This is a genomic window from Rubrivivax rivuli (genome assembly GCF_004016505.1).
GTDB lineage: Bacteria > Pseudomonadota > Gammaproteobacteria > Burkholderiales > Burkholderiaceae_C > Rubrivivax > Rubrivivax rivuli.
In genome coordinates this window covers 667941-689763 of record NZ_SACR01000001.1, presented here as the reverse complement: position 1 = coordinate 689763, position 21823 = coordinate 667941, and the positions used below count along the sequence as shown (strand labels likewise).

Annotated in this window: 23 protein-coding genes; 10 read left to right on the top strand and 13 right to left on the bottom strand. The window is 71.0% G+C overall.

What is annotated here, in order from left to right:
- Positions 1 to 15 precede the first annotated feature (15 nt).
- On the top strand, positions 16 to 1194 hold the full coding sequence (locus EOE66_RS02955; protein ID WP_128227178.1) for a patatin-like phospholipase family protein: 1179 nt from the start codon (positions 16 to 18) through the stop codon (positions 1192 to 1194).
- A gap of 42 nt (positions 1195 to 1236) precedes the next feature.
- Here the strand turns inward: EOE66_RS02955 and EOE66_RS02950 are convergent, their stop codons facing one another.
- Complete coding sequence (locus EOE66_RS02950) at positions 1237 to 2001, bottom strand: SDR family oxidoreductase (protein WP_128227177.1); 765 nt, start codon at positions 1999 to 2001, stop codon at positions 1237 to 1239.
- Positions 2002 to 2082: 81 nt separating this feature from the next.
- Here EOE66_RS02950 and EOE66_RS02945 point away from each other — a divergent pair, with 81 nt between their 5' ends.
- Together EOE66_RS02945 and EOE66_RS02940 are read left to right on the top strand one after the other, a co-directional pair.
- Positions 2083 to 2586, top strand: coding sequence for an SRPBCC domain-containing protein (locus EOE66_RS02945; RefSeq protein WP_128227176.1), 504 nt, complete (start codon positions 2083 to 2085; stop codon positions 2584 to 2586).
- Between the two features lie 59 nt (positions 2587 to 2645).
- Positions 2646 to 4562, top strand: coding sequence for a PhoX family protein (locus EOE66_RS02940; RefSeq protein WP_128227175.1), 1917 nt, complete (start codon positions 2646 to 2648; stop codon positions 4560 to 4562).
- A 15-nt stretch (positions 4563 to 4577) separates the two neighbouring features.
- Here EOE66_RS02940 and EOE66_RS02935 read toward each other — a convergent pair whose 3' ends face one another.
- The 3 genes from EOE66_RS02935 to EOE66_RS02925 form a co-directional block, all read right to left on the bottom strand.
- On the bottom strand, positions 4578 to 6236 hold the full coding sequence (locus tag EOE66_RS02935; RefSeq protein ID WP_128227174.1) for a GGDEF domain-containing protein: 1659 nt from the start codon (positions 6234 to 6236) through the stop codon (positions 4578 to 4580).
- A gap of 113 nt (positions 6237 to 6349) precedes the next feature.
- Positions 6350 to 7789, bottom strand: a complete 1440-nt coding sequence (locus tag EOE66_RS02930; RefSeq protein WP_128227173.1) for a M28 family peptidase — start codon at positions 7787 to 7789, stop codon at positions 6350 to 6352.
- A gap of 16 nt (positions 7790 to 7805) precedes the next feature.
- On the bottom strand, positions 7806 to 9326 hold the full coding sequence (locus EOE66_RS02925; RefSeq protein ID WP_128227172.1) for a CoA-acylating methylmalonate-semialdehyde dehydrogenase: 1521 nt from the start codon (positions 9324 to 9326) through the stop codon (positions 7806 to 7808).
- Positions 9327 to 9553: 227 nt separating this feature from the next.
- Between EOE66_RS02925 and EOE66_RS02920 the strand changes: the two genes are divergently transcribed.
- Both EOE66_RS02920 and EOE66_RS02915 read left to right on the top strand, forming a co-directional pair.
- A complete protein-coding gene (locus tag EOE66_RS02920; RefSeq protein ID WP_128227171.1) occupies positions 9554 to 10225 on the top strand; it encodes a YecA/YgfB family protein in 672 nt (223 codons plus the stop codon).
- 43 nt (positions 10226 to 10268) lie between these two features.
- The gene (locus EOE66_RS02915; protein ID WP_205702612.1) at positions 10269 to 10769 is read left to right on the top strand and encodes a tetratricopeptide repeat protein; all 501 of its coding nucleotides are present in this window, start codon (positions 10269 to 10271) and stop codon (positions 10767 to 10769) included.
- A gap of 15 nt (positions 10770 to 10784) precedes the next feature.
- On the opposite strand, the gene EOE66_RS02910 is transcribed toward EOE66_RS02915, so the two are convergent.
- The gene (locus EOE66_RS02910; RefSeq protein ID WP_128227170.1) at positions 10785 to 12134 is read right to left on the bottom strand and encodes an Hsp70 family protein; all 1350 of its coding nucleotides are present in this window, start codon (positions 12132 to 12134) and stop codon (positions 10785 to 10787) included.
- Between the two features lie 183 nt (positions 12135 to 12317).
- Here EOE66_RS02910 and EOE66_RS02905 point away from each other — a divergent pair, with 183 nt between their 5' ends.
- Positions 12318 to 12527, top strand: coding sequence for a hypothetical protein (locus tag EOE66_RS02905; RefSeq protein WP_128227169.1), 210 nt, complete (start codon positions 12318 to 12320; stop codon positions 12525 to 12527).
- A 94-nt stretch (positions 12528 to 12621) separates the two neighbouring features.
- Complete coding sequence (locus EOE66_RS02900; RefSeq protein ID WP_128227168.1) at positions 12622 to 13233, top strand: TetR/AcrR family transcriptional regulator; 612 nt, start codon at positions 12622 to 12624, stop codon at positions 13231 to 13233.
- 49 nt (positions 13234 to 13282) lie between these two features.
- Here EOE66_RS02900 and EOE66_RS02895 read toward each other — a convergent pair whose 3' ends face one another.
- The 3 genes from EOE66_RS02895 to EOE66_RS02885 all read right to left on the bottom strand — a co-directional run bounded on the left by EOE66_RS02895 (position 13283) and on the right by EOE66_RS02885 (position 16572).
- Complete coding sequence (locus EOE66_RS02895; RefSeq protein WP_128227167.1) at positions 13283 to 13705, bottom strand: universal stress protein; 423 nt, start codon at positions 13703 to 13705, stop codon at positions 13283 to 13285.
- A gap of 104 nt (positions 13706 to 13809) precedes the next feature.
- Positions 13810 to 14586, bottom strand: a complete 777-nt coding sequence (locus EOE66_RS02890; RefSeq protein ID WP_128227166.1) for a metallophosphoesterase — start codon at positions 14584 to 14586, stop codon at positions 13810 to 13812.
- A gap of 108 nt (positions 14587 to 14694) precedes the next feature.
- Positions 14695 to 16572 carry a phosphoenolpyruvate carboxykinase (GTP) gene (locus tag EOE66_RS02885; protein ID WP_128227165.1) on the bottom strand — a complete coding sequence of 626 codons (1878 nt, stop codon included), beginning with the start codon at positions 16570 to 16572 and terminating at the stop codon, positions 14695 to 14697.
- Between the two features lie 431 nt (positions 16573 to 17003).
- Between EOE66_RS02885 and EOE66_RS02880 the strand changes: the two genes are divergently transcribed.
- Positions 17004 to 17600 (top strand): MOSC domain-containing protein, encoded by a 597-nt coding sequence (locus EOE66_RS02880; RefSeq protein WP_128227164.1) that lies wholly within the window; start codon positions 17004 to 17006, stop codon positions 17598 to 17600.
- Positions 17601 to 17627: 27 nt separating this feature from the next.
- On the opposite strand, the gene EOE66_RS02875 is transcribed toward EOE66_RS02880, so the two are convergent.
- The 5 genes from EOE66_RS02875 to EOE66_RS02860 form a co-directional block, all read right to left on the bottom strand.
- On the bottom strand, positions 17628 to 18683 hold the full coding sequence (locus EOE66_RS02875; protein WP_128227498.1) for an alkene reductase: 1056 nt from the start codon (positions 18681 to 18683) through the stop codon (positions 17628 to 17630).
- A gap of 282 nt (positions 18684 to 18965) precedes the next feature.
- Positions 18966 to 19175, bottom strand: coding sequence for a hypothetical protein (locus EOE66_RS02870; protein ID WP_128227163.1), 210 nt, complete (start codon positions 19173 to 19175; stop codon positions 18966 to 18968).
- Between the two features lie 9 nt (positions 19176 to 19184).
- Positions 19185 to 19331, bottom strand: a complete 147-nt coding sequence (locus EOE66_RS21710) for a hypothetical protein (protein WP_164884976.1) — start codon at positions 19329 to 19331, stop codon at positions 19185 to 19187.
- A gap of 4 nt (positions 19332 to 19335) precedes the next feature.
- Positions 19336 to 20256 (bottom strand): DUF3102 domain-containing protein, encoded by a 921-nt coding sequence (locus EOE66_RS02865; protein WP_128227162.1) that lies wholly within the window; start codon positions 20254 to 20256, stop codon positions 19336 to 19338.
- 13 nt (positions 20257 to 20269) lie between these two features.
- The gene (locus EOE66_RS02860; protein ID WP_128227161.1) at positions 20270 to 20464 is read right to left on the bottom strand and encodes a hypothetical protein; all 195 of its coding nucleotides are present in this window, start codon (positions 20462 to 20464) and stop codon (positions 20270 to 20272) included.
- A 6-nt stretch (positions 20465 to 20470) separates the two neighbouring features.
- On the opposite strand from EOE66_RS02860, the gene EOE66_RS02855 reads away from it, so the two are divergent.
- Complete coding sequence (locus EOE66_RS02855) at positions 20471 to 21433, top strand: hypothetical protein (RefSeq protein WP_128227160.1); 963 nt, start codon at positions 20471 to 20473, stop codon at positions 21431 to 21433.
- Positions 21430 to 21816, top strand: a complete 387-nt coding sequence (locus EOE66_RS02850) for a hypothetical protein (protein ID WP_128227159.1) — start codon at positions 21430 to 21432, stop codon at positions 21814 to 21816. The genes EOE66_RS02855 and EOE66_RS02850 overlap by 4 nt, the downstream gene beginning before the upstream one ends.
- Positions 21817 to 21823: the final 7 nt, after the last annotated feature.

The following is a 21823-nucleotide window of genomic DNA, read 5'->3' as shown; positions in this document are numbered from 1 at the left end:
GCGAAAGGCACCCCGATGAACACCGCCCTGCTGCAACGCCTGCAAGCGCCCGGCCCCAAACGCATCCTCAGCTGTGACGGCGGCGGCATCCGCGGGCTGATGAGCGTGGAGATCCTGGCCAAGCTGGAGGCCGACCTGCGCCAGCAGCTCGGCAAGCCCGACCTGGTGCTGGCCGACTTCTTCGATTTCGCCGCCGGCACGAGCACCGGCGCCATCATCGCGGCCTGCGTGAGCGCCGGCATGAGCACCGCGCAGATGCGGCGCTTCTACGTCGACAGCGGCGCGCAGATGTTCGACAAGGCCTCGCTGCTCAAGCGCCTGCGCTACAGCTACAACAGCGAGCCGCTGGCGCAGCTGCTGCGCCGGGAGCTCAACCGCGCGCTGGGCCATGCCGACGACGCGCCCCCGGCGACGCTGGGCGACCCCGGCCTGCAATGCCTGCTGCTGATGGTGATGCGCAACCACAGCACCGATTCACCCTGGTTCGTGAGCAACCACCCGCTGGCCAAGTACAACGACCCGGCGCGCCCCGACAGCAACCTGCAGCTGCCGCTGTGGCAGCTGGTGCGCGCCAGCACCGCCGCGCCCACCTACTTTCCGCCCGAGGTGGTGGTGTTCGGCGAGGGCACGGCGCGCGAGTACGAGTTCGTGTTCGTCGACGGCGGCATCACGGGCTACAACAACCCGGCCTTCCTCAGCTTCGAGATGGCCACGGCCGCACCCTACCGGCTGGGCTGGGCCACGGGGCCGGAGCAACTGCTCATCGTCTCGGTGGGCACCGGCAAGGTGCCGCTGGACCGCCGGCAGGACGAGGCCGACGACCTGCACCTGCTGGCCCACGCGCAGACGCTGCCGCTGGCGCTGATGAACGCCGCCACCGAGGGCTGGGACCTGGCCTGCCGCACGCTGGGCGCCTGCCGCCACGGCGCCGAGATCGACCGCGAAACCGGCGCCATGCTGCAACTGCCCGGCGGCGCGCCGAGTTCCAGCGCGCCCAAGCTCTTCACCTACGTGCGCCACGACCCGCTGCTCACGCGCGAGGGGCTCGACGGCCTGGGCCTGCGCGATGTGCACCCGGCCAAGGTGCAGCAGCTCGATTCGGTGGCCCACATCGCCGACATCCAGCGCGTGGGCCAGGCCTACGCGGCGCAGCAGCTGCGGCTGGAACAGCTGGCGCCCTTCGTCAGGGGCTGAAGGCGTGAAGGCGCGGGGCCTGCGGCCGGGCCCCCGGTGGCTTCAGCGTGCACCGCCCACGTCGAGCACCGCGCCGCTGGTGTAGCTGGCGGCGTCCGACAGCAGCCAGACGATGGCCTGCGCCACCTCGTCGGCGCGGCCCGGGCGCAGCATGGGCAGCGAGGGCGCCAGACGCTGCGCACGCTCGGGCTGGCCGCCGCTGGCGTGGATCTCGGTGTCGATGACGCCCGGCCGCACGGCGTTCACGCGCACGCCCTCGGCCGCCACCTCGCGCGCCAGGCCGAGGGTGAACACGTCCACCGCGCCCTTGGCCGCGGCGTAGTCGACGTACTGCCCTGGCGCGCCCAGGCGCGCAGCCACCGACGACAGGTTGACGATGCTGCCGCCGCTGCCGCCATGCTGCGTGCTCATGCGGCGCACCGCCTCGCGCGCGCAGAGCATGGTGCCGAAGACATTGACGGCGAACATGCGCTGCAGCCGCGCCCCGCTCATCTCGTCCACGCGCGCGGCCACGTCCACCACGCCGGCGTTGTTCACCAGGCCGGCCAGGCGCGTGCCGTCTTCCTGCAGGCGGCGGTCGAGGGTGGCGAACATCGCGCGCACCTGGCCTTCATGGGCCACGTCGGCGCACAGCGTCAAGGCGCGGCGGCCGGCGGCGCGCACGGCATCGGCCACCGCCTCGGCCGCCGCTTCGTCGCGCGCGTAGTTGATGGCCACGTCCCAGCCCTGCGCCGCGGCCAGCCGCGCGGTGGCCGCGCCGATGCCCCGGCTGGCGCCGGTGATGAGCACGAGGGGGCGGGTCTGCATGCACGCATTGTGGCCAAGCGCAGCCCGCAGGCCTACAGTGCAAGGCCCTGCCAGCGGCACGACGCCCCGGAGCCCACCGCCATGTCCAACGTCCTTCTGCTCGAACGCGAACTGCCCCTGCCCCCCGCCGCCGTGTGGCGCGCCTGGACCGAGCCCGATCTGCTCAAGCGCTGGTTCTGCCCGCTGCCTTGGCAAACGGTGGAAGCCCACATCGACCTGCAGCCCGGCGGCGCCTTCGGCACGGTGATGCAGGGCCCCGACGGCACGCGCATGGCCGGCACCGGCTGCTATCTCGTGGTGGAGGCGCCGCACCGCCTGGTGTGGACCTCGGCGCTGGGCCCGGGCTACACGCCGCAGGTCGACTTCCACGGCGCGCCGCTCTTCACCTGCGAGCTGCGCTTCGAAGCCCTGCCGGATGGCGGCACACGCTACTCGGCCCGCGCCATCCACGGCGATGAAGCCGGCGCGCAGCGCCATGCCGCCATGGGTTTCCACGACGGCTGGGGCGCGGCGCTCAGCCAGCTGGTCACCACCATGCAGGCGCAGATGAAGGGGCCCATGCAAGGACATATCGCCGAGGGCTGAGACCCGGTCCGCAGACGCGGACAATGCAAGCTCCCGACCCGATCTGAACGCCGCGATCCATGCCCAAGGACTTCAGCACCATGGAGGACAGCAACCGCTCCTCCAACCCCAGCATCCACGACGTTTCCGACCCCGAGCGCCGCGTCTGGCTGCGCAGCGGCCTGGGGCTCTCGCTGGGCGGCCTGCTGGCGCCGCTGGCGGGCTGTGGCGCGGTCGGCCTGGGCGGCAGCAACGCGGCGGGGCCGGCGCTGGGTTTCCAGCCGGTGCGCGCCTCGGTGGCCGACCGCGTGGTGGTGCCCGAGGGCTACACCGCGCAGGTGCTGGCGCCCTGGGGCGAGCCGGTGGGCATCGCCGGGCAGATGCCTGCCTTCAGGGCCGACGCCGGCAACAGCGCCGAAGAGCAGGCCCTGCAGATGGGCATGCACCACGACGGCATCCACTACTACCCGCTGGACGGCTCGCGGCGAGGGCTGCTGTGCCTGAACCAGGAGTACACCGACGAAGGGCTGCTGCACCCCGACGGCCAGGCCACCTGGACGGCCGCCAAGGTGAGGAAGTCGCAGGCCGCACACGGCATCACCGTCATCGAAATCGAACAGCGCCCCGACGGCTGGCAGATGGTGCGCCCGTCGCGCTACGCACGGCGCATCACCGCCACCACGCCCTTCGCCATCGGTGGCCCGGCGGCCGGCCACCCGCTGATGCGCACCATCGCCGACCCCAGCGGCATGACGGTGCTGGGCACCATCAGCAACTGCGCCGCCGGCCAGACGCCCTGGGGCACCTACCTGTCGGGCGAAGAGAACTGGGCCAACTACTTCACCGCCAGCGACGTGCCCACCGGGCACGAGCGCCGATGGGGCATCAACAAGGCCACCTGGTACCGCTGGCCCGAGTTCGACCCGCGCTTCGACACCGTGCGCAACCCCAACGAGCCCAACCGCTTCGGCTGGGTGGTGGAAGTCGACCCGATGGACCCCAAGAGCACGCCCGTCAAGCGCACGGCCCTGGGCCGCGCCGCGCACGAGGGCGCCTGGGTGGCTGTCACGAAGGACGGGCGCGCCGTCGTCTACTCGGGCGAAGACGCGGTCTTCGAGTACATCTACAAGTTCGTCAGCCGCGACAAGATCCAGCCCGCCACCAAGGACAAGACGGCCGCGCAGGCCAACGCCACGCTGCTGGACCACGGCACGCTCTACGTGGCCCAGTTCAACGCCGACGGCACCGGCCGCTGGCTGCCCATGGTGCATGGCCAGGGCCCGCTGACGGCGGCCAACGGCTTTGCCGACCAGGGCGAGGTGGTCATCAAGACGCGTCAGGCCGCCGACCTGCTGGGCGCCACCAAGATGGACCGCCCCGAATGGCTGGCCATCGACCCGAACTCGGGCTGGGTCTACTGCACGCTCACCAACAACAGCCAGCGCGGCACGGCCGGCCGGCCGGGTGTGGACGCAGCCAACCCGCGCACCCGCAACACCATGGGCCAGATCATCCGCTGGAAGGAGGCGCTCGACTTCGCCAGCGAGGCCTTCGTCTGGAACCACCTGCTGCTGGCCGGCGACCCGGCCAACGAGCGGCCCGAAGCCAAGGGCAACATCAAGGGCGATGTCTTCGCCGGCCCGGACACCATCGCCTTCGACAACCGCGGCCTGCTGTGGATAGGCACCGACCACAGCGCCAGCGCACAGGGCGAGTTCGCACGCATGGGCAACAACGCCTTGCTGGCCTGCAACCCGGTGAGCGGGGAGGTGCGGCGCTTTCTCGTCGGGCCGCAGCGCTGCGAGCTCACGGGCGCGGCCTGGACACCCGACGGCCGCACGATGTTCGTCAACATCCAGCACCCGGGCTCGGGCTCGCCGCGCGATGGCAGCAACCCGCGGCAGTTCTCGAACTGGCCCGACTTCAACCCGGCCGGCCGGCCGCGCTCGGCCACCCTGGCCATCCGCCGGCTCGATGGCGGCGTGATCGGGGCCTGAAGCCAGGCCGTCGGCTCAGGCCGGCGCCAGCAGCACCCGGTTGCGGCCTGCGGCCTTGGCGCGGTAGAGGGCATGGTCGGCGCGGGCCAGCAGCACCTCCAGCTCATAGGCAGGCGCCGTGGCCAGGCCCAGGCTGGCGGTGACGGGCACGGTGGTGCCGCAGCCGCTGTGCCACGGGAAGGCCGCCACGCGCTCGCGCAGGCGCTCGCAGACCTCCACCGCCGCCTCGGCGGCCAGGCCCGGCAGCACGAGCACGAACTCTTCGCCGCCGTGGCGCACCAGCACGTCGTCGGTGCGCATGCTTTCGCGCAGCAGCTGCGCCAGGGCCACCAGCACCGCGTCGCCCACGGCATGGCCGTGGGTGTCGTTGACGGCCTTGAAGCGGTCCAGGTCCAGCAGCGCCAGCGCCAGCGGGCGCTGGTGGCGCCGCGCCGCGGGCAGCAGCTCGGCACAGCGCTTGAGCAGGTGGCGGCGGTTGCCCAGGCCGGTGAGCGGGTCGCGTTCGGCGTGTTCGGCGGCGGCCGCGGCGCGTTCTCGCTGCTCCTGGGCCTCGCGCCGGGCTTGCTCGGCCTGCCACTGCGCATGCTGGGCCTCGCTGCGCGTGACGAACAGCGTCGACTGCGCGCGCAGTTGCGCCATGGTGCGGCGCCGCTCGATGCGCTCGGCGGCTTCGAAGTGGCCCAGCGCCTCCTCGCAGCGCCCCAGCGCTCGGCCAGCGCAGTAAGCCACGTGGTGCGTGCGCACCAGCGTCTGCGGCGGGGCGTGCTCGCCCATCTCGGCCACCAGCTCGCGCATCGACAGCATGGCCTGCAGGGGCTCGTTGCGCGCCACCAGCAAGGCCCCCAACGTGGCCTGGATGCGCCAGGCGTAGGCACGCAGGCCCAGCCGGCGGGCCTGCTCGTAGGCGCCGTGCACCAGCGGCGCCGCCGCTTCGGTGTCGCCCTGGTACATCAGCACCTCGCCGAGGTTGCCCATCACAGCCACGCGGTAGACGGGGTCGGGCATGCGGCTGAGCAGTTCGCTGGCCCGTTCGCCGGCCAGGCGGGCCAGGGCCAGCACGTCACGCAGTTCGTCGGCATCGTCCAGGTCGAACAGGCGGTGTGCAATGCCCAGCGCCGTGGCACACAGCCCGTTGCTGGCCATCAACAGCGGCAGCAGCACCGGCTCGGGCGCATCGGCACCGGCGCTGCCATGCTCGCGCAGGGCCTCTTCCAGCAGGCGCATGGCCTGCCACGAATCGCCCATGCGCTCGAAGCAGACCGCCAGGGCCAAGGCCGCCGTGAGCGCGGCGTCGTCGCCCGCCTCGGCCGACAAGGCCACCAGCTCGTGCGCGGCCTTCAGCGCCACCTCGAAGCTGCCCGCCTCGCTGCCGGCCAGGCTGAGCAGGCGCAGCAGTTCACGGTGCTCGGCCTGCAGGCCCTCGCGCGCCACCAGCGGGCGGCCGAGCTCGGCCTCGTGCAGAAGTTCGTCGTAACGCCCCTGGCGCAGGAGGTGCGCGCAGGCCCACACGCCCGCGCGGCCGGCATCCGCCGGGCGGCCCAGTTCGAGTGCCAGGCTGCGCGCTCGGCGGGCGGCCTCCAGCGCCACGTCGGCGTGGGCAGACGCAGCCGGGGCCGCCAAGGCCAGGCAGCGATCGAGTTCGGCCGCTGAAGTGGTGGAGAGGTTGCTGGGCACCGGGAAGACAAAGGACTCGGCCAGACGCCGATCGATCCCTTATCGGCGCATCTTCGCCAACTCAGGAGCCCTTGGCGCCCAACCGGGCCCAGGGCCCGGCCGAGGACGTGAAATCAGGCCGCTGGAGGCGTCCAGCGCAGCGGTGACTGGGACGCCAGCCAGGCCGTGGCCGCCCAGCAGGCGACGTTCTGCGCCAGTTCGGACGGGACGATGCGCTCCAGCGTGTCGTGCACCGTGTGGTGCACGTCGAAGTAGTTCGTGCCGTCCTGCGCCAGTTGAACGGCCGGCCAGCGGTGGCGGCGCATCAGCAGCGCGGCGTCCGGCCCCGGACTGCCTTCGTTGCGGCCGGCCTCGGGCCAGGCCACGCCGAGCGGCGCCAGCACCTCGGCCAGCGCGCCGAAGAGCGGCAGCGCCTGCGGCTGCACGCGGCTGCGCAGCGCGTACACCGCGCCGGCGCCGAAATCGCTTTCGCTCACCAGCTGGTGCACCTGCTGCTTGTAGCGGTCGCCATAGGCCAGCGCGCCGTCGAAGCCGTTCTCTTCGTTGGCGAAGAGCACCACACGCACGGTGCGGCGCGGGCGGCGGCCGGTCTGCTGGGCCAGGCGCTGCAGCACGCCGGCCGCGGCGCTGACGATGGCCACACCGGCGCCGTCGTCGAGCGCGCCGACGCCGAGATCCCAGCTGTCGAGGTGGGCGCCCAGCAGCACGATCTCTTCCGGCAACTCAGCACCCGGCACTTCGGCGATGACGTTGTGCGACACCGCTTCCACGCCGCTGCGCGACTGCAACTGCACGCGCAAGCGCAGCGTGGCGCCACCGGCCTGCAGCGCAGCCAGGCGCTCGGCATCGGGCACCGAGACCGCGAAGGCCGGGATCTGCGGCAGCCCGATCTCGTAGCGCATGGCGCCGGTGTGGGCGATGCGCTCGCGGTCGGTGCCGATGCTGCGGATGCCGAGCGCCAGCGCGCCGCGCTTGGCGGCTTCCACCGCGCCGCGGCTGCGGGCGACCACGGCGGCGCCGTAGCCACGGCCGTCGCGCGAGCGCTCGGTCTTCTGGTCGATGAAGACGATGCGGCCGCGGGCGCGATCGCTGGTGTCCGCCACCAGCGCGGCGAAGTCGGGATACCAGGCCACCTCGGCCTCGATGCCGGTCTCGGGCGTGGCCACGCTGTTGCCCAGCGCCACCATCACCAGCGGCTCGGCCACCGGCGCCACCAGCGTGGCCGAGGCCGGCCCGCGCACCCACACGCGCAGCGGCACGGGTTCGGCGCGCACGTTCTGCAGTTGCAGCCCGCGCAAGGCCTGCTGCGCCCAGGCCACGGCCTTGGCGTCGCCCGGCGAGCCCGCCGGGCGCGGCCCCACCTCGTTGCACAGCTGCTGCACCAGGCGCCAGGCCTGGCCGTCGGCCAGGCCGGCATCGCGCAGGCGCGCGGCGTGTTGCAGGTCGGCCGGGCTGTAGGCCGGCGCAGCTTCGGCAGGTGCGGGCGTCTGAGCGCGGGCCCAGGGCGTGGCAGCGGCCAGCAGGCCGGCGGTGATCAGCGGACGGCGCTTCATGGCAGGACGCAGGGCCTCACTTGGCCGTGGGCATCACGAACTCGGCGCCCTTGCCGATGCTGTCGGGCCAGCGCTGCATCACGCTCTTCTGCTTGGTGTAGAAGCGCACGCCCTCTTCGCCGTAGGCGTGCATGTCGCCGAAGAGGCTCTTCTTCCAGCCACCGAAACCGTGCCAGGCCATGGGCACCGGGATGGGCACGTTGATGCCGACCATGCCCACCTGCACACGCCGGCTGAACTCGCGCGCGATGCCGCCGTCGCTGGTGAAGAGCGCCACGCCGTTGCCGAACTCGTGCGCGTTGATCAGCGCCAGCGCGTCGGCGAAGGCCGGCACGCGCACGCAGGCCAGCACCGGGCCGAAGATCTCTTCCTTGTAGATGCGCATGGACGGCTCCACGAAGTCGAAGAGCGTGCCGCCGGTGAAGAAGCCGTTCTCGTAGCCGCGCACCTGGTGGCCGCGCCCGTCGACGACGAGCTGGGCGCCTTCTTCGACGCCGATGCCGATATAGCCCTCGATGCGGTCGCGCGCTTCTTTCGTGACGATGGGGCCCATCTCGGCATCGAGCTCCATGCCGTTCTTGATCTTCAGCGCCTTCGCGCGCTCGGCCAGCATGGGGACGATCTTGTCGGCCACGTCGCCCACCAGCACGGCCACGCTGATGGCCATGCAGCGTTCGCCGGCGCTGCCGTAGGCGGCACCGATCAGCGCATCCACCGCCTGCTCCAGGTTCGCGTCGGGCATCACCACCATGTGGTTCTTCGCGCCGCCCAGGGCCTGCACGCGCTTGCCGTGGTGGGCGCCGGTCTCGTAGATGTACTGGGCGATGGGCGTGCTGCCCACGAAGCTCAGCGCCTTCACGTCAGGGTGGGTGAGCAGGGCGTCCACCGCCACCTTGTCGCCATTGACCACGCTGAACACGCCGTCGGGCAGGCCGGCCTCCTTCAGCAGCTGCGCCATGAAGAGGGCCGGGCTCGGGTCGCGCTCGCTGGGCTTGAGGATGAAGGCGTTGCCGCAGGCCAGCGCCACCGGGAACATCCAGCACGGCACCATGCACGGGAAGTTGAAGGGCGTGATGCCGGCCACCACGCCCAGGGGCTGGCGCAGCGTCCAGTTGTCGATGCCGGTGGAGACCTGGTCGGTGTGGTCGCCCTTGAGCAGCTGCGGCGCGCCGCAGGCGAACTCGACGATGTCGATGCCGCGCATCACCTCGCCCTGGGCGTCGGTGAAGACCTTGCCGTGCTCGGCGGTGATCATGGCCGCCAGGGTGTCCTTGTGGCGGTTCATCAGTTCGAGGAACTTGTTCAGCACCCGCGCCCGGCGGATGGGCGGGGTGTCGGCCCAGGCCGGCTGCGCCGCCACGGCGGCGGCGACGGCGGCATCCACATCGGCCGCTTCGGCCAGCAGCACGCGGCGCGCGGCGGTGCCGGTGGCGGGGTTCCAGACGGTCTGGCTGCGTGTGCCGCTGCCTCGCTGCACGCCCCCCTGGATCCAGTGGCCGATGTCGGCGGTGTCGGTGTAGGGTTGGGGCGAGGGCATGGTGGTCTCCGGCAAGGGCTGTTCTGGTTGTCGCCGAACAGTCTAAGCCGCCGCCCAAAAAAGAACCCGCTGCTCGCGCAGCGGGTTGTCGCAAGTCCTCCGGAGAGGACGTCGTTGGGACCGGTGACCGCCGCTCTGCAGGACAATGCCCCACGGCCCGGCGGACTCCGAGGCGGAATCTATTCGCGGCCCCCCGTGGCCCCCATCCCTAAACAGCGGGAAAAGCCGTGCCACCCCCTAGTTCAAAGCCGCTGCGCGACGACGAGATCGAGCGCTTGGAAGCCCTGCTCGACGCCCTGCCCGAGCCCCTGCAACCGCTGGACGTGAGCGCGCTCGACGGCTACCTCTGCGGCGTCCTGCTGCAGCCCATGCCCATCCTGCCCACGCAATGGCTGCCGCTGGTGGCCGACGTGGACGGCCGCCCGGCGCCAGCGGGCCCGGCACTGGACGAACTGCACGCGCTGGTGCAGCGCCGCCACGCCGAGATTGCCGACGCCATCAACCGCCGCACCTGGTTCGACCCCTGGATCTACGAGCTCGACGACGCCGAAGACCCGGCCGAGAGCATGCTGCCCTGGGTGGCCGGCTTCGCCACCGCGATGGACGCCTTTCCGGCGCTGATGGCGCTGGACAGCCCCGAGATCGTGGAGCCGCTGGCGCTGGTCTACATGCACTTCGACCCCGAAGACCTGGAAGACGCCGACGCGCTGCTGGAGGTGATCGAGACGCTGGAGCCGCCGGCCGATCTGCCCGAGGCCGTGCAGGATCTCGTGCGCGCCCTCATGCTGATGGCCGACGTCACCCGCCCCCGCAAGGCGCCGGCCGCGCCACCGCCGCGCCGCGTGCCCCGCCGCACCGGGCCGGCGGGGCGTGGCGGTGGCGGCCCCCGCTCGCGCTGAACGACGCCCGCTCCCTCTGACGACCCCCACCCTGGAGAGCCCCATGTCCCAAACCCGCCTTTCGCCGCGCCGCCTGGCACCCCTGGCCGCGCTGGCCTGGTTGCTGGCGGCCCAGCTGCCCAACGCGGCCAACGCGGCCGACACGCCAGAGCCGGTCCCGGCCGCCCGCCCCAAGGCCGATGCCCTGGCCCCGGCGCGCGCGCAGCTGGCGCAACAGCGCTATGCGGCGGCAGTGGCCGAACTCCGGAAAGTGGACGGCAGCAACAACGCCGACTGGAACAACCTGATGGGCTACGCCTTGCGCAAGTCCACCCCACCGGACCTGGACGGCGCGCAGCGCCACTACGACACCGCGTTGCGCCTGAACCCCCAGCACCAGGGGGCGCTGGAGTACTCGGGCGAGCTCGCGCTGATGAAGGGCGACCTGGCCACGGCCGAGGCGCGCCTGGCCACGCTATCGCGCCTGTGCAGCTCGCCCTGCGAGGCGCTGGACGACCTGAAGCAAGCCATCGCCAAGTACAAGGCCGCCGGCGGCAAGCGCTGAGCGCCGCCGGCGCGCTCAGCCGCCGAAGACGGCGCGCGCGTGCAGGCCCAGGCCCTGGGCCACGCTGGAAAAGCGGTCACCGCGCACACGCATCGCGGCCGGAAAGCCGGCGGCGATGCGGTCCACCAGGGGGCGCAGGCCGGTGCTGCCGCCGGTGAAATACACCACGTCCACCGCCTCGGGCGCCACGCCGGCCATGCGGGCGGTTTCGGCGGCGGCCTGCACGATGCGCGCGAGGTCGGCCTCGATGGCCGCGGCCGCGCGGTCTTCCTGCAGCTGCGCGGCCAGGCCGTGCTCCAGAAGACCGAGGTCGATCTGCGCCGCGCCATGCAGGGCCACGTCGATCTTGGCCTGCTCGGCGGCGGCGGCCAGCGCATGGCCCAGGCGTTCGTTCACCGTCGTCATCAGGCGCCGGTGCTGCGCAGCTTCGGCGTACCAGCTCTTCATGCCGCGCAACTCGGCCACGCGGGCCGGGGCGTAGACGGTGTTGATCAGGTGCCAGGTGGCAAGGTCGAAGTAGACGCCGCTGGGCAGCTCGCGCGGAGCCTCACCCGGGCGCGCCGGGCGCAGCGCCCGGTAGCCCAGCAGCGGCAGGATGGAGGCCAGCTCGACATGGCGGTCGAAGTCGGTGCCCGCCAGGTGCACGCCGTGGCTGGCGAGGATGTCGTCGCGGCGCTCGGCGCGTTCACGGCCCCGGCGCGCGCGCTCGGGGCCCACGCGCACCAGCGAGAAGTCAGAGGTGCCGCCACCGATGTCGGCCACCAGCACAAGCTGTTCGTGGTCGATGTGGCTCTCGTGGTCGAGCGCGGCCGCGATGGGTTCGAACTGGAAGTGCACCTCGGTGAAACCGACCTCGCGCGCCGCGGTGGCCAGGGCCTGCGCGGCCTGGGCGTCGCGCACCGGGTCGTCGTCGACGAAGAACACCGGCCGGCCCAGCACCACGCGCTGCAGCGGCTGGCCGGCTTCTGCCTCGGCCAAGGCCTTCAGTCGGCGCAGGTAGCCGGTGACCACTTCGCGGTAGCGCACTTGGCGGCCCCCGCCGATGTCGGTGCTCTGGTCGATGAGCGACGAGCCGAGGATGCTCTTCATCGAGCGCATCAGCCGGCCGTCCACCCCTTCCACGTAGGCCGCCACCGCCGCGCGGCCGTAGAGGCGCTCGGCCTCCAGCTGCTGAGGCGGGGTGTCGGCGCGGTAGAACACCGCGGTGGGCATGGTGGGCTGGCCAGGCTCGAGCTCGACGAGCTTCACGCCGCGCGCGCCGGCCGGCAGCGCCACCGCCGAGTTCGAAGTGCCGAAATCGATGGCCACGAATCCGGCGCCAGGGTCGGGGCTGGGGTGGGCAGACGGCGCTGAAGTGTGGTTCATGCCCAACGGGCGCGCTGGGCGCGGCTGCAGAAAAAGGGGCGCGATTGTAGCGATCGACCCCATGCAGGCCATGCCTGTGAATTGACACACGCTTGCCCGCCTTCTCCATGTGCAGGCGCCCGCGTCCGCAGTGACACTGCTTACGCGCCCATACAAACAAGCACGCCGCAACGGGGACACACCATGTCGAGCAAGGCCGTCAGTTCGCACCGCTGGTTCAGCCATTGGCGCTCGGGCTCCCGCCCCGCCCCCGACACCGACCCCGCCGACCTGGGCACCGCCTTCGGTCTCGATCTCAGCATGTCGGAGCCCGCCCCGCTGCCCGCCGTGAGCCCCGAGCGCCGGCCGGGTTGGGTGCGGCGGCTCACCGCACGCCGCCGCACACCCGCCTGAAGACGCGACAAGACAGCGCGCCCAGCGAATAACTGCACTGTCGACGGAGAGACGGCGCGGTTCATCAGATGACGCCGGCGGCTAAAATTGCCGCATGGCCCGCCTGTCATTCCGCGAACAAGTGCTGCGCGTCCGCGAGGACGCGATCGTGACCTCCGTCAACCGCCTGCTGGCCGACAAGGGTTTCGACCTGATGACGGTCGACGAGGTGGCGGCCGATGTCGGCATCGCCAAGGCCAGCCTCTACAAGCACTTCCCGTCCAAGGAAGCCCTGGCCGCTGCAGCCATGGTGCGACTGCTGGAGCGGGTGCTCGCTTTTCTCGATCAGCAGGCCGCAAGGGCCGAGGCCACGGCCTTCCAGCGCCTGGAAGCCATGATCCGCTGGGCCCTGGCCTTGCAGCTGGCCGGCGAGATGCCGACCGTGCCCTCGCAGAACTCGACCCTGCGCGCCGAGCTGATGGCCCACAAGACCTACCTCGAGCTGCTGATGCAGGTCAGCGAGCGCCTGGGTGCGTGGATCGAGCAGGCCCAGGCTGACGGCGAGATCGACCCCACGCTGCCGCCCGAGGTGGTGCTGTTCACCATCTACGCCCGCGGCTGCGACCCGGTACCGGCTTTCCTGAAGGGCAGCGGCAACTTCACCGACGAGCAGATCGTCGAGTGGGTCATGCGCATCTGCCTGCGCGGCCTGCGCGCGGGCGCCTGAACCGACGCCAGGCGTACAGGGCCCGGCGGCCCTGTCCCCACCTGCGGTCTCAGCGGATCAGCAGGGCGGGTGTGGTGCAGTTGGCCAGCACCTTGGTGGCCACCGAGCCCATCACCAGATTGCTCAGCGTGCCGTGGCCGTGCGAGCCCAGCACGATGAGGTCGTAGCCGCCCTTCTTGGCCATCTCGGCAATGGTCTCGGCGGCGTGGCCGACCTTCATGACGCAGCTGGACTTCAGCCCCTGCTTCGCAGCAAAGGTCCGCAGCGGCTTGAAGATCTTCTCGGCGCTGTCTTCGTAGTAGCCCTTGAGCGTGGCCTTGTCGAGCACGGCGGCGGCGCGCGGCGGCACCGGGGACACCACGGTGAGCATCGTGTACTCGTGCTGGGGGCCCATCCATTCGTCGTGGGCCGCCAGGTAGGCCAGCATGCGGCGGGTGTACGGGCTGCCATCGACGGCGGCGAGGATCTTCATGGGTCAGGTCTCCAAGGTTCTGAGGTCGCCCGCCAGGCGCAAGCAACGGGTGGGCGGCGAAGCCCGAGTGTGGCACCTGCGAACAGGCCCACCCTTGATGTGCCTCACAGCGCCAAGCCCAGCAGCGCCTGGTGACCGGCCTCTTCGCCCTTGCTGGCCAGGCCGCGCGGGTTGCACACCACGCGGGTGGGGCGCAAGCCGGGTCGCGGCACGGTGTAGTCGTGGCGGCAGTGCAGGTGGCCGTGCAGCCACAGGTCGGCGCGGGTGAGCAGCGTCTCGTCGTCGTTGCAGAAGCTGGCGGTGCCGGGCTGCTTGCCGTACCTGGGATCGGCGCTGCGGACGCTGGGAGCAAAGTGAGTGATCACAACTGTCTGGTCCCAGCGGCCCCGGGCCGGCACGGCCAGCGCGTCTTCGAGCCAGGCGCGGCTGGCCAGCGCCTCGGCACGCACCGCCGCGGCGTCGAAAGGCCGGCCGCCACGCGTGGTGCCCATCAGCTGCAGAAAGTAGCCGGCCGCGCGCTCGGCGCGGGCGCGCTGCTGCGGGCCGAAGAGGTCGAAGTCGCTCCAGCGCGTGCAGCCCAGGAAGCGGAAGCGCCGGCCGTCGGCAGCCGTGACGAGGTGGCTGCCGCGCTCCAGGAAGGTGAAACCCAGGCGCTCGCACAGCGCACGCAGGCCGGCCAGCGCGGCATCGAAATCGCGCCCGTCGAACTCGTGGTTGCCGGCCACCACCAGCACCGGCACCGGCCAGCCGGCGAAGCGTTCGTACCCAGCCCAGGTGCTGTCGATGTCGCCGGCCAACACCAGCAGCTCGGCGCCCGGGGCGGGTTGCGGCTCGAAGGTTTCGGTCTCCAGGTGCAGGTCGGACAGCAGTTGCAGCTTCATGGGCGGGTGATGATGGCCCAGCCGGCGTGGGAAGGCCCCCGGGCCTGCTGGCACCGGGGGCCTTGAAAGGGGCTTGCCAGTGACCGGCCGCGCGGGGCGGCCGGGGAATCAGGCGCCCAGGCGTGCCTCGATCTGCGCCTTGGTGGCCGGCAGCGCTGCGGGCAGGTGGTGCTCCAGCTGCTTGAAGAGCTCGGCGTGCAGCGCCAGCTCTTGCTGCCACGCGGTCTTGTCGATGCCGATCACGCTGTTGAACTGCTCGGCCGTGAAGGCCAGGCCGTCCCAGCGCAGGTCTTCGTAACGCGGGCTGGTGCCGAACACGTTGTCGGCGCCCGGCGCCGTGCCTTCCAGGCGGCCCAGCATCCACTCCAGCACACGCATGTTCTCGCCGTAGCCCGGCCAGACGAACTTGCCGTCGGCCCCCTTGCGGAACCAGTTCACGCAGTAGATGCGCGGCAGGCGGGCGCCCGACTTCTGCGCATCGGCCGCCAGGCGTTCGCCGAGGTTCAGCCAGTGCTGGAAGTAGTCGCTCATGTTGTAGCCCATGAAGGGCAGCATGGCGAAGGGGTCGCGGCGCACCACGCCCTGCTGGCCGGCGGCCGCGGCGGTGGTCTCGCTGCCCATGGTGGCGGCCATGTACACGCCTTCGGCCCAGGTGCGGGCCTCGGTGACCAGCGGCACCGTGGTGCTGCGGCGGCCGCCGAAGATGAAGGCGTCGATGGGCACGCCGGCGGGGTTGTCCCACTCGGGGTCGAGCACCGGGTTGTTGGTGGCGGCCACGGTGAAGCGCGCGTTCGGGTGGGCGGCCTTGGCGCCGGTCTCTTTCGCGATGGCCGGCGTCCAGTCGCGGCCTTGCCAGTCGATCAGGTGCGCGGGCGGGGTGTCCGTCAGGCCTTCCCACCAGACATCACCGTCGTCAGTCAGCGCGACGTTCGTGAAGATGGCGTCGCGCTTGAGCGAGGCCAGGCAGTTCGGGTTGGTCAGCTCGTTGGTGCCCGGGGCCACGCCGAAGTAGCCGGCTTCGGGGTTGATGGCGTACAGGCGGCCGTCAGCGCTGGGCTTGATCCAGGCGATGTCGTCGCCGATGGTGGTGACCTTCCAGCCCTGGTAGCCGGCCGGCGGCACCAGCATGCTGAAGTTGGTCTTGCCGCAGGCGCTGGGGAAGGCGGCGGCCACGTGGTACTTCTTGCCCTGCGGGTTGGTCACGCCCAGGATGAGCATGTGCTCGGCCAGCCAGCCCTGGTCGCGACCCATGGTGCTGGCGATGCGCAGCGCGAAGCACTTCTTGCCCAGCAGCGCGTTGCCGCCGTAGCCCGAGCCATAGCTCCAGATCTCGCGCGTTTCGGGGTAGTGAACGATGTACTTGGTGGGGTTGCAGGGCCAGGCCACATCCTTCTGGCCCGCGGCCAGCGGCGCGCCCACGGTGTGCACGCAGGGCACGAAATCGCCGTTCTCGCCCAGCACGTCCAGCGCGCCCTTGCCCATGCGCGTCATGGTGCGCATGCTCACGGCCACGTAGGGGCTGTCGCTGAGTTCAACGCCGATGTGCGAGATGTGGCTGCCCAGCGGGCCCATGCTGAAGGGCACGACGTACATCGTGCGGCCCTTCATCGCGCCCTTGAACAGCGCCTGCTCACCGGTCTGCAGCAGCGCACGCATCTCGGCCGGGGCCATCCAGTTGTTGGTGGGGCCGGCGTCTTCCTTCTTCGCGCTGCAGATGTAGGTGCGATCTTCCACGCGGGCGACGTCGGACGCGTCGCTGCGGGCGAGAAAACTGTTGGGACGCAGCTCGGGGTTGAGCTTCATCAGCGTGCCGGCGTCCACCAGTTGCTGGCACAGGCGCTGGTACTCGGCTTCGCTGCCGTCGCACCAGTACACGTCGGCGGCTTCGGTCAGCGCAGCGATCTGCGCCACCCATTCCACCAGGCGCGCATGCTTCACATACGCGGGCACATTGAGGCGCAGGCCTTCCATCGCGGGACGGTTCACGGGTTCTCCAATCATGGCAATGTAAAAACGGACTTGGGCGAACACCGCCGGAACGCCGGGGTTCGCCGAAGGCCGCTCTCGCCGTGGCGCCAGAGACTGCCGCTGCGCGCCGTTCACTTCACGCGCGGGGCGCCGATTGTGGCGCCGGATGTAATCGCGCTGTAACTCGAAGGGCGCTTCACATCATGCAAATCCGGCATGGCGTGATGCAGTGCCAGCTTGCCAACTGCTGCGCCTTGAAGCCGCCCGGAACAACCCGCCGCCAACACGACAAAAACGCGAGCAAAGACCATGGAAGTGCAGCCAACATCCGCCAACGCGCGGCGGCCCCATCTGACGAACCGGCATCCGAACCGGCAGGCCAAAGCAGTCATGACTGCCAAGGTGGGAATCGAACCCCGCCGAAACCCCCGCCGGCCAGGCACCCCACGATGAGCAAGCTGCCAGCCCGCGTCTTGAGCGTGAATCTGGTGCGCACCGCGCCGCCGGCGCTGACGGGCGGCGGCAGCGCCCGCAGCGGCATCCACAGGCGTCCGGTGGTCGGTCAGGTGCCCATCCGGCTGATGGGCCTGCAAGGCGATGAGCAGGCCGACCGCAGCGCGCACGGTGGCCAAGGTGGCGTGAGCAAGGCCATCTACGCCTATCCGCACACGCACTACGCCTTCTGGCAGACCGTGAGGGCGCAGGCCGGCGTGGCGGGCTGGGGCGAAGCGCTGGCCCCCGGGTCGCTGGGCGAGAACCTGACGCTGGAAGGCCTGCAGGAGACCGACCTCTGGGTGGGCGACCGGTTGCGCCTGCCGCACTGCCTGCTGGCGGTGAGCGAGCCCCGCATGCCCTGGGCCGGGCTCAACGCCGCACTGGGCTTCCAGCACGCGGAGAAGCTGATGGCGCAATCTGGCTACTGCGGCAGCTTCCTCTTGGTGCTGGAGGCGGGCACGGTGGGTGCCGGCGACGCGATCGAGGTGGTGCCGGGCCCGCGCGAGGTGAACATCAAGGATCTGTTCCGCGCCCGGATGCGGCCCGATTGAACGCCGGGCCGCAGCAGGGCGTGGCCCTCAGGCTGCAGCGCCGAGGAACGGGTAATCCGTGTAGCCCTCGGCACCGCCGCCGTACAGCAGTGCCGGCCGCAGCTCGTTCAGCGGCGCGTTCTCGCGCAGGCGGCGGCCGAGGTCGGGGTTGCTGATGAAGGGCTTGCCGAAGGCGACCAGGTCCGCGCCGCCGCTGGCCACGGCGTCCAGCGCCATCGTGCGCGTGTAGCCGTTGTTCACCATCCAGGGTGCGCCGAAGGCGACGCGCAGCGCGGCGTAGTCGAAAGGCGCGTTGTCGCGCGGGCCGCCGGTGGCGCCCTCGACCACGTGCACGAAAGCCAGCTTCAGCGGGGCAAGCTGGCGGCCCACGTGTTCGAAGAGCTGTTGCGCCTGGCTGTCGATGCCGGCGTCGTTGGCCGGCGTCACCGGGCTCAGGCGCAGGCCGGTGCGGCCGCCGCCGATGGCGCCGGTGACGGCCTGCATCACCTCGATCAGGAAACGCGCGCGGTTCTCGATGCTGCCGCCATAGGCATCGGTGCGGTCGTTGATGGTGTCGCGCAGGAACTGCTCGATCAGGTAGCCGTTGGCGCCGTGCACTTCCACGCCGTCGAAGCCGGCCTCGATGGCCAGCTCGGCGGCACGGCGGTACTGGGCCACCACGCCTGGGATCTCGTCGGTGCGCAGCGCACGCGGGGTGGAGACCTCCGCGAAGCCGCCGGCGATGAAGGTCTTGGTCTTCGCCGGCGTGGCGGTGCTGGACAGCGGCGCCACGCCGCCGGGCTGCAGCGAGACGTGCGAGATGCGCCCCACGTGCCACAGCTGCACCACGATGCGCCCGCCTTCGGCGTGCACGGCGTCGGTGACGCGGCGCCAGCCGGCCACCTGCGCGCTGTTGAAGAGGCCGGGCGTGTCGAGGTAGCCCTGGCCCTCGGGGCTGATCTGCGTGGCCTCGGTGACGATGAGGCCGGCGCCCGTGGCCGGGTTGGCGCGCTGGGCGTAGTACTGCGCCATCAGCGCGTTGGGCACCTGGCCGGCGCTGGCGCGGTTGGCGTGCAGCATGTCCAGCGCGGTGCGCACGGGCATGCGCTGGCCCTTCTTGTTGAGGCTGGCGCGCAATACGCCGGCCACCAGCGTGAGCTGGTCTTCGGGCAGCACGCTGGTGTGCGCGTCTTTGCGCTGCTTGCGCCCGCTGTTGAAGCCGGCCGCGCCCAGCTTGCGGTAGGCCGTCTGCACGCTGCACTGCAGCGCCGCGGCGGTGCGCTCCACGATGGGCTTGCGCAGGCCGTGCGGCGCGCGCTTCAGCTCTTCACGGGCGCGGCCGAGGATGTCGTGTTCTGTGGCTGTGAGCATGGTGGGCCAGGTGCCTCAGCGTTGGGTGGTGGGTGGCGCCACCCACGAGAGTTCTTGCGAGCCGCCAGGGGGCGCAATCGGGGTGATGCGCCAGACGCCTTGAGCCAACATCGGCCCCGGCAGCACAGCCACACCGCCGCAGGGCATCCAGCCCGCGGCCAGCAGCCGCTGGACGTTCTGTTCCAGCTGCACGAGGGTTTCGCCGCACGCGATCTGGTACTGCATGGCGCGCCCTCAGCAGCCCGCGCCGATGAGCTGGGCGGCCACGCGGCGGCACTCAGCGGCCCAGAACGAGGGGCGGCCTGCGTTCACGCTGCCGGCGCGTGCGCGCTCCAGCCAGAACACACACTGGTCGGTGAGGTAGAGGGCCTGCTCGCTCATGGCTTCAGCCCCCCTTGCGGCCGCGGCGCGGCGCGGCGGCGGCGTCTTCCAGCGGCTTGGCCCAGATGGGCGAGACGCGCTCGGCCAGGTCGACCGTGATGCCGCGCGCCATGCAACCGTCAACGACGCGCTGCACCAGGTAGTCGAGGCTGTGGCGCGCGCACTTCTCGGCGGCCTCGGTGGCGGGCGCGTTGATCACCTCGTCCACGCTGGCCAGCAGGCGCAGCAGGCACTCTTCGGCCGAGAGCGTCAGGAAGCGCAGCTCTTCAACCTGCGCGGCCTCGGCCTCCTCCATCGTCGCGTCGCGGCGGGTGGCGGCCTCTTCCTCCAGCTTGTCGAGCTTGGCGCTCTTGGACTGGATCACCTTGTCCTTGGCGTCCAGCTTCTTGCGGGCCTCGGCCAGCGCGGCGCGAAGTTCGCGCACGCTCATGGTCTTCATCTCGTCCAGCTCGATGCCGGCGAGCGTGCCGCCCTCGGCCAGCTCGGCGAGGTCTTCATCGGCCTCGTCCATGAGGTCGAAGAGCTTGGCCTTGCCCAAAAGCGACAACGTTGTCGCTTTTGCGGCCAGCGCAGGCGACAGGTACTTGACCGCCGCATTCATCATGCGCTGAGCGCTGCGCGCGCCGATGCCCAGCTGTTCGGTGACGATCTGGGTGAAGTCGCCGTACGGCTCGTTCTCCTTGATCTGGATCAGGCACTTGCCCAGCTCCAGCATCGCCTCGGCGCTCGCGGCCATGAAGAAGCGGGCCTGGCCCACGATGCGGGCGCGGTCGTAGGGCGTGCCGTCGCCGAAGCGGCGGCTGACCTCCAGGCTGCGCTGCGACACTTCGGTCAGCGCGGCGCTGTCGGCCGCGAGGTTCTCGCGGTGCAGCATGTCGGTGTGTGCTGCGGGTTCTGGGCTGGGCTTGCGGCCACGGTTGGACATTGCGAAAGGCTCCTCAGCTGCGGCTGTAGCGGTTGGTGGTCTCATCCAGGCGGCGCTTGGCGCGTTCCAGCGCGGTCTGGTGGCGGGTGTCGTCCTGGAACTTGCTGAAGCGGCGCACCTTGGGCTTCAACTCCAGCAGCGCCGCAATCTCAGCGTTCACGTCTTCCACCCGCGGTGGCATCTCTTCTTCTTCGCTGGTGGGGTACATCGCAGCGTGGATGCGCCGGCCCAGCTCGGGCTCGGCGCGCTCGACGGCATCCAGGCGCAAAACGGCGGCAATGGCTTGGACGGCGATGACGGCCTCAACAGCGCGACCGTCTACTTGTTCCAGCGCACCAGCTCGAGCACGCCACCTGCGCTGCCGAGTGCGAACGTCACGTACACCTTTGGTAGTGGCGCAGCCTCGGGGGTCAACAACGGCTGGGTGCAGAGCCTACCGACTTCAGGCGGCAGCCATCGCTGGGTGACAACGGCGACGGCGCTCTCAACGGGCTCGACGGACACGATCCTGCCTGGCGAATGGGCTGCGGCCAGCTTGCTGGCTGAGGATGGGCTGCAGGGGCCCACCGGCAACAAGGTTGTGCGCGTGTACCGCCGCAGCCTCAATGCGCCGAGCGCGCCGGTGGGCGATGGCGTGCCGAGCGGCTGGTCTGTAGCCGCGCCGGGCCCCGACGGCACCAGGTTGTGGATGAGCGAATCGGAGCAGACCACAGCCGGCGTTGTTGTGGTCGCCTGGAGCGCACCCGTGCTGAGCGACGCGACGCCCGGGCCGGGCCCGGTGCAGTTCGGCGTGACCGTCAGCACGCTAGAAATCAACAACGGCGTAGCGGCCAACAGCTACGTGCGACTCAACAACGACGGCACCTTCTCTCAGCGGGTGGGTGCTGGCGGCTCTTGGCTCCCTGCTGGCAATTGGCACTGGCCCACCACGGTAGGCATCGGCGCCTCGTTCCGCGTGCGCACGGTAGCTGCCGGCGACATGCTGGCCTTCGGGATTCTGGAGAGTTGGGTAGCTCTCAGTACCGAGCCGATCTTCCGGCTGGAGCAGGCTGTGTCGCCCAGCGCATATGCGCAGAAGAGCGCCACGCTGCAGCACTTCATCGCGGCAACTGGTGTAGACACCGTGCTGGCCACCGGCTACAGCTTTCTCGACGCTGCCTACGACCCTGCCTTATGAACGCTCCTCTCGCGAAGCTGAAGTTCCTGGCCTGTCAGGACATTGACCGCAAGGCAGGTGAGGTGCGTCTCAAGTTCATCAGCGCCGCTTCTGGCCAGCAGCGGGTGTACGAGCGCAAGCGTGCCGAGGCGGCTGCGCTGGTGGCCGACCCGCAGTCCATGCCCGGCAACTTCTTGTTCGCCGAGGCGCAGCGTACGGGCCGCTCGGCGATGGAGGTGGCTCAAGCCATCCTGGCAGCCGTCTGTCGGGAAGACCTGGCAGCGCCGTTCATAGAAGCTGAGCGCGTAGGCGGCAAGCGCGACGTGCGCCTGGCGAACAGCCCGGAGGCGGTGGCCGCCGCGCTGGCCAGCAGCTTGGCGGCGCTCGAAGCCGCGACCGATTAGGGGGACA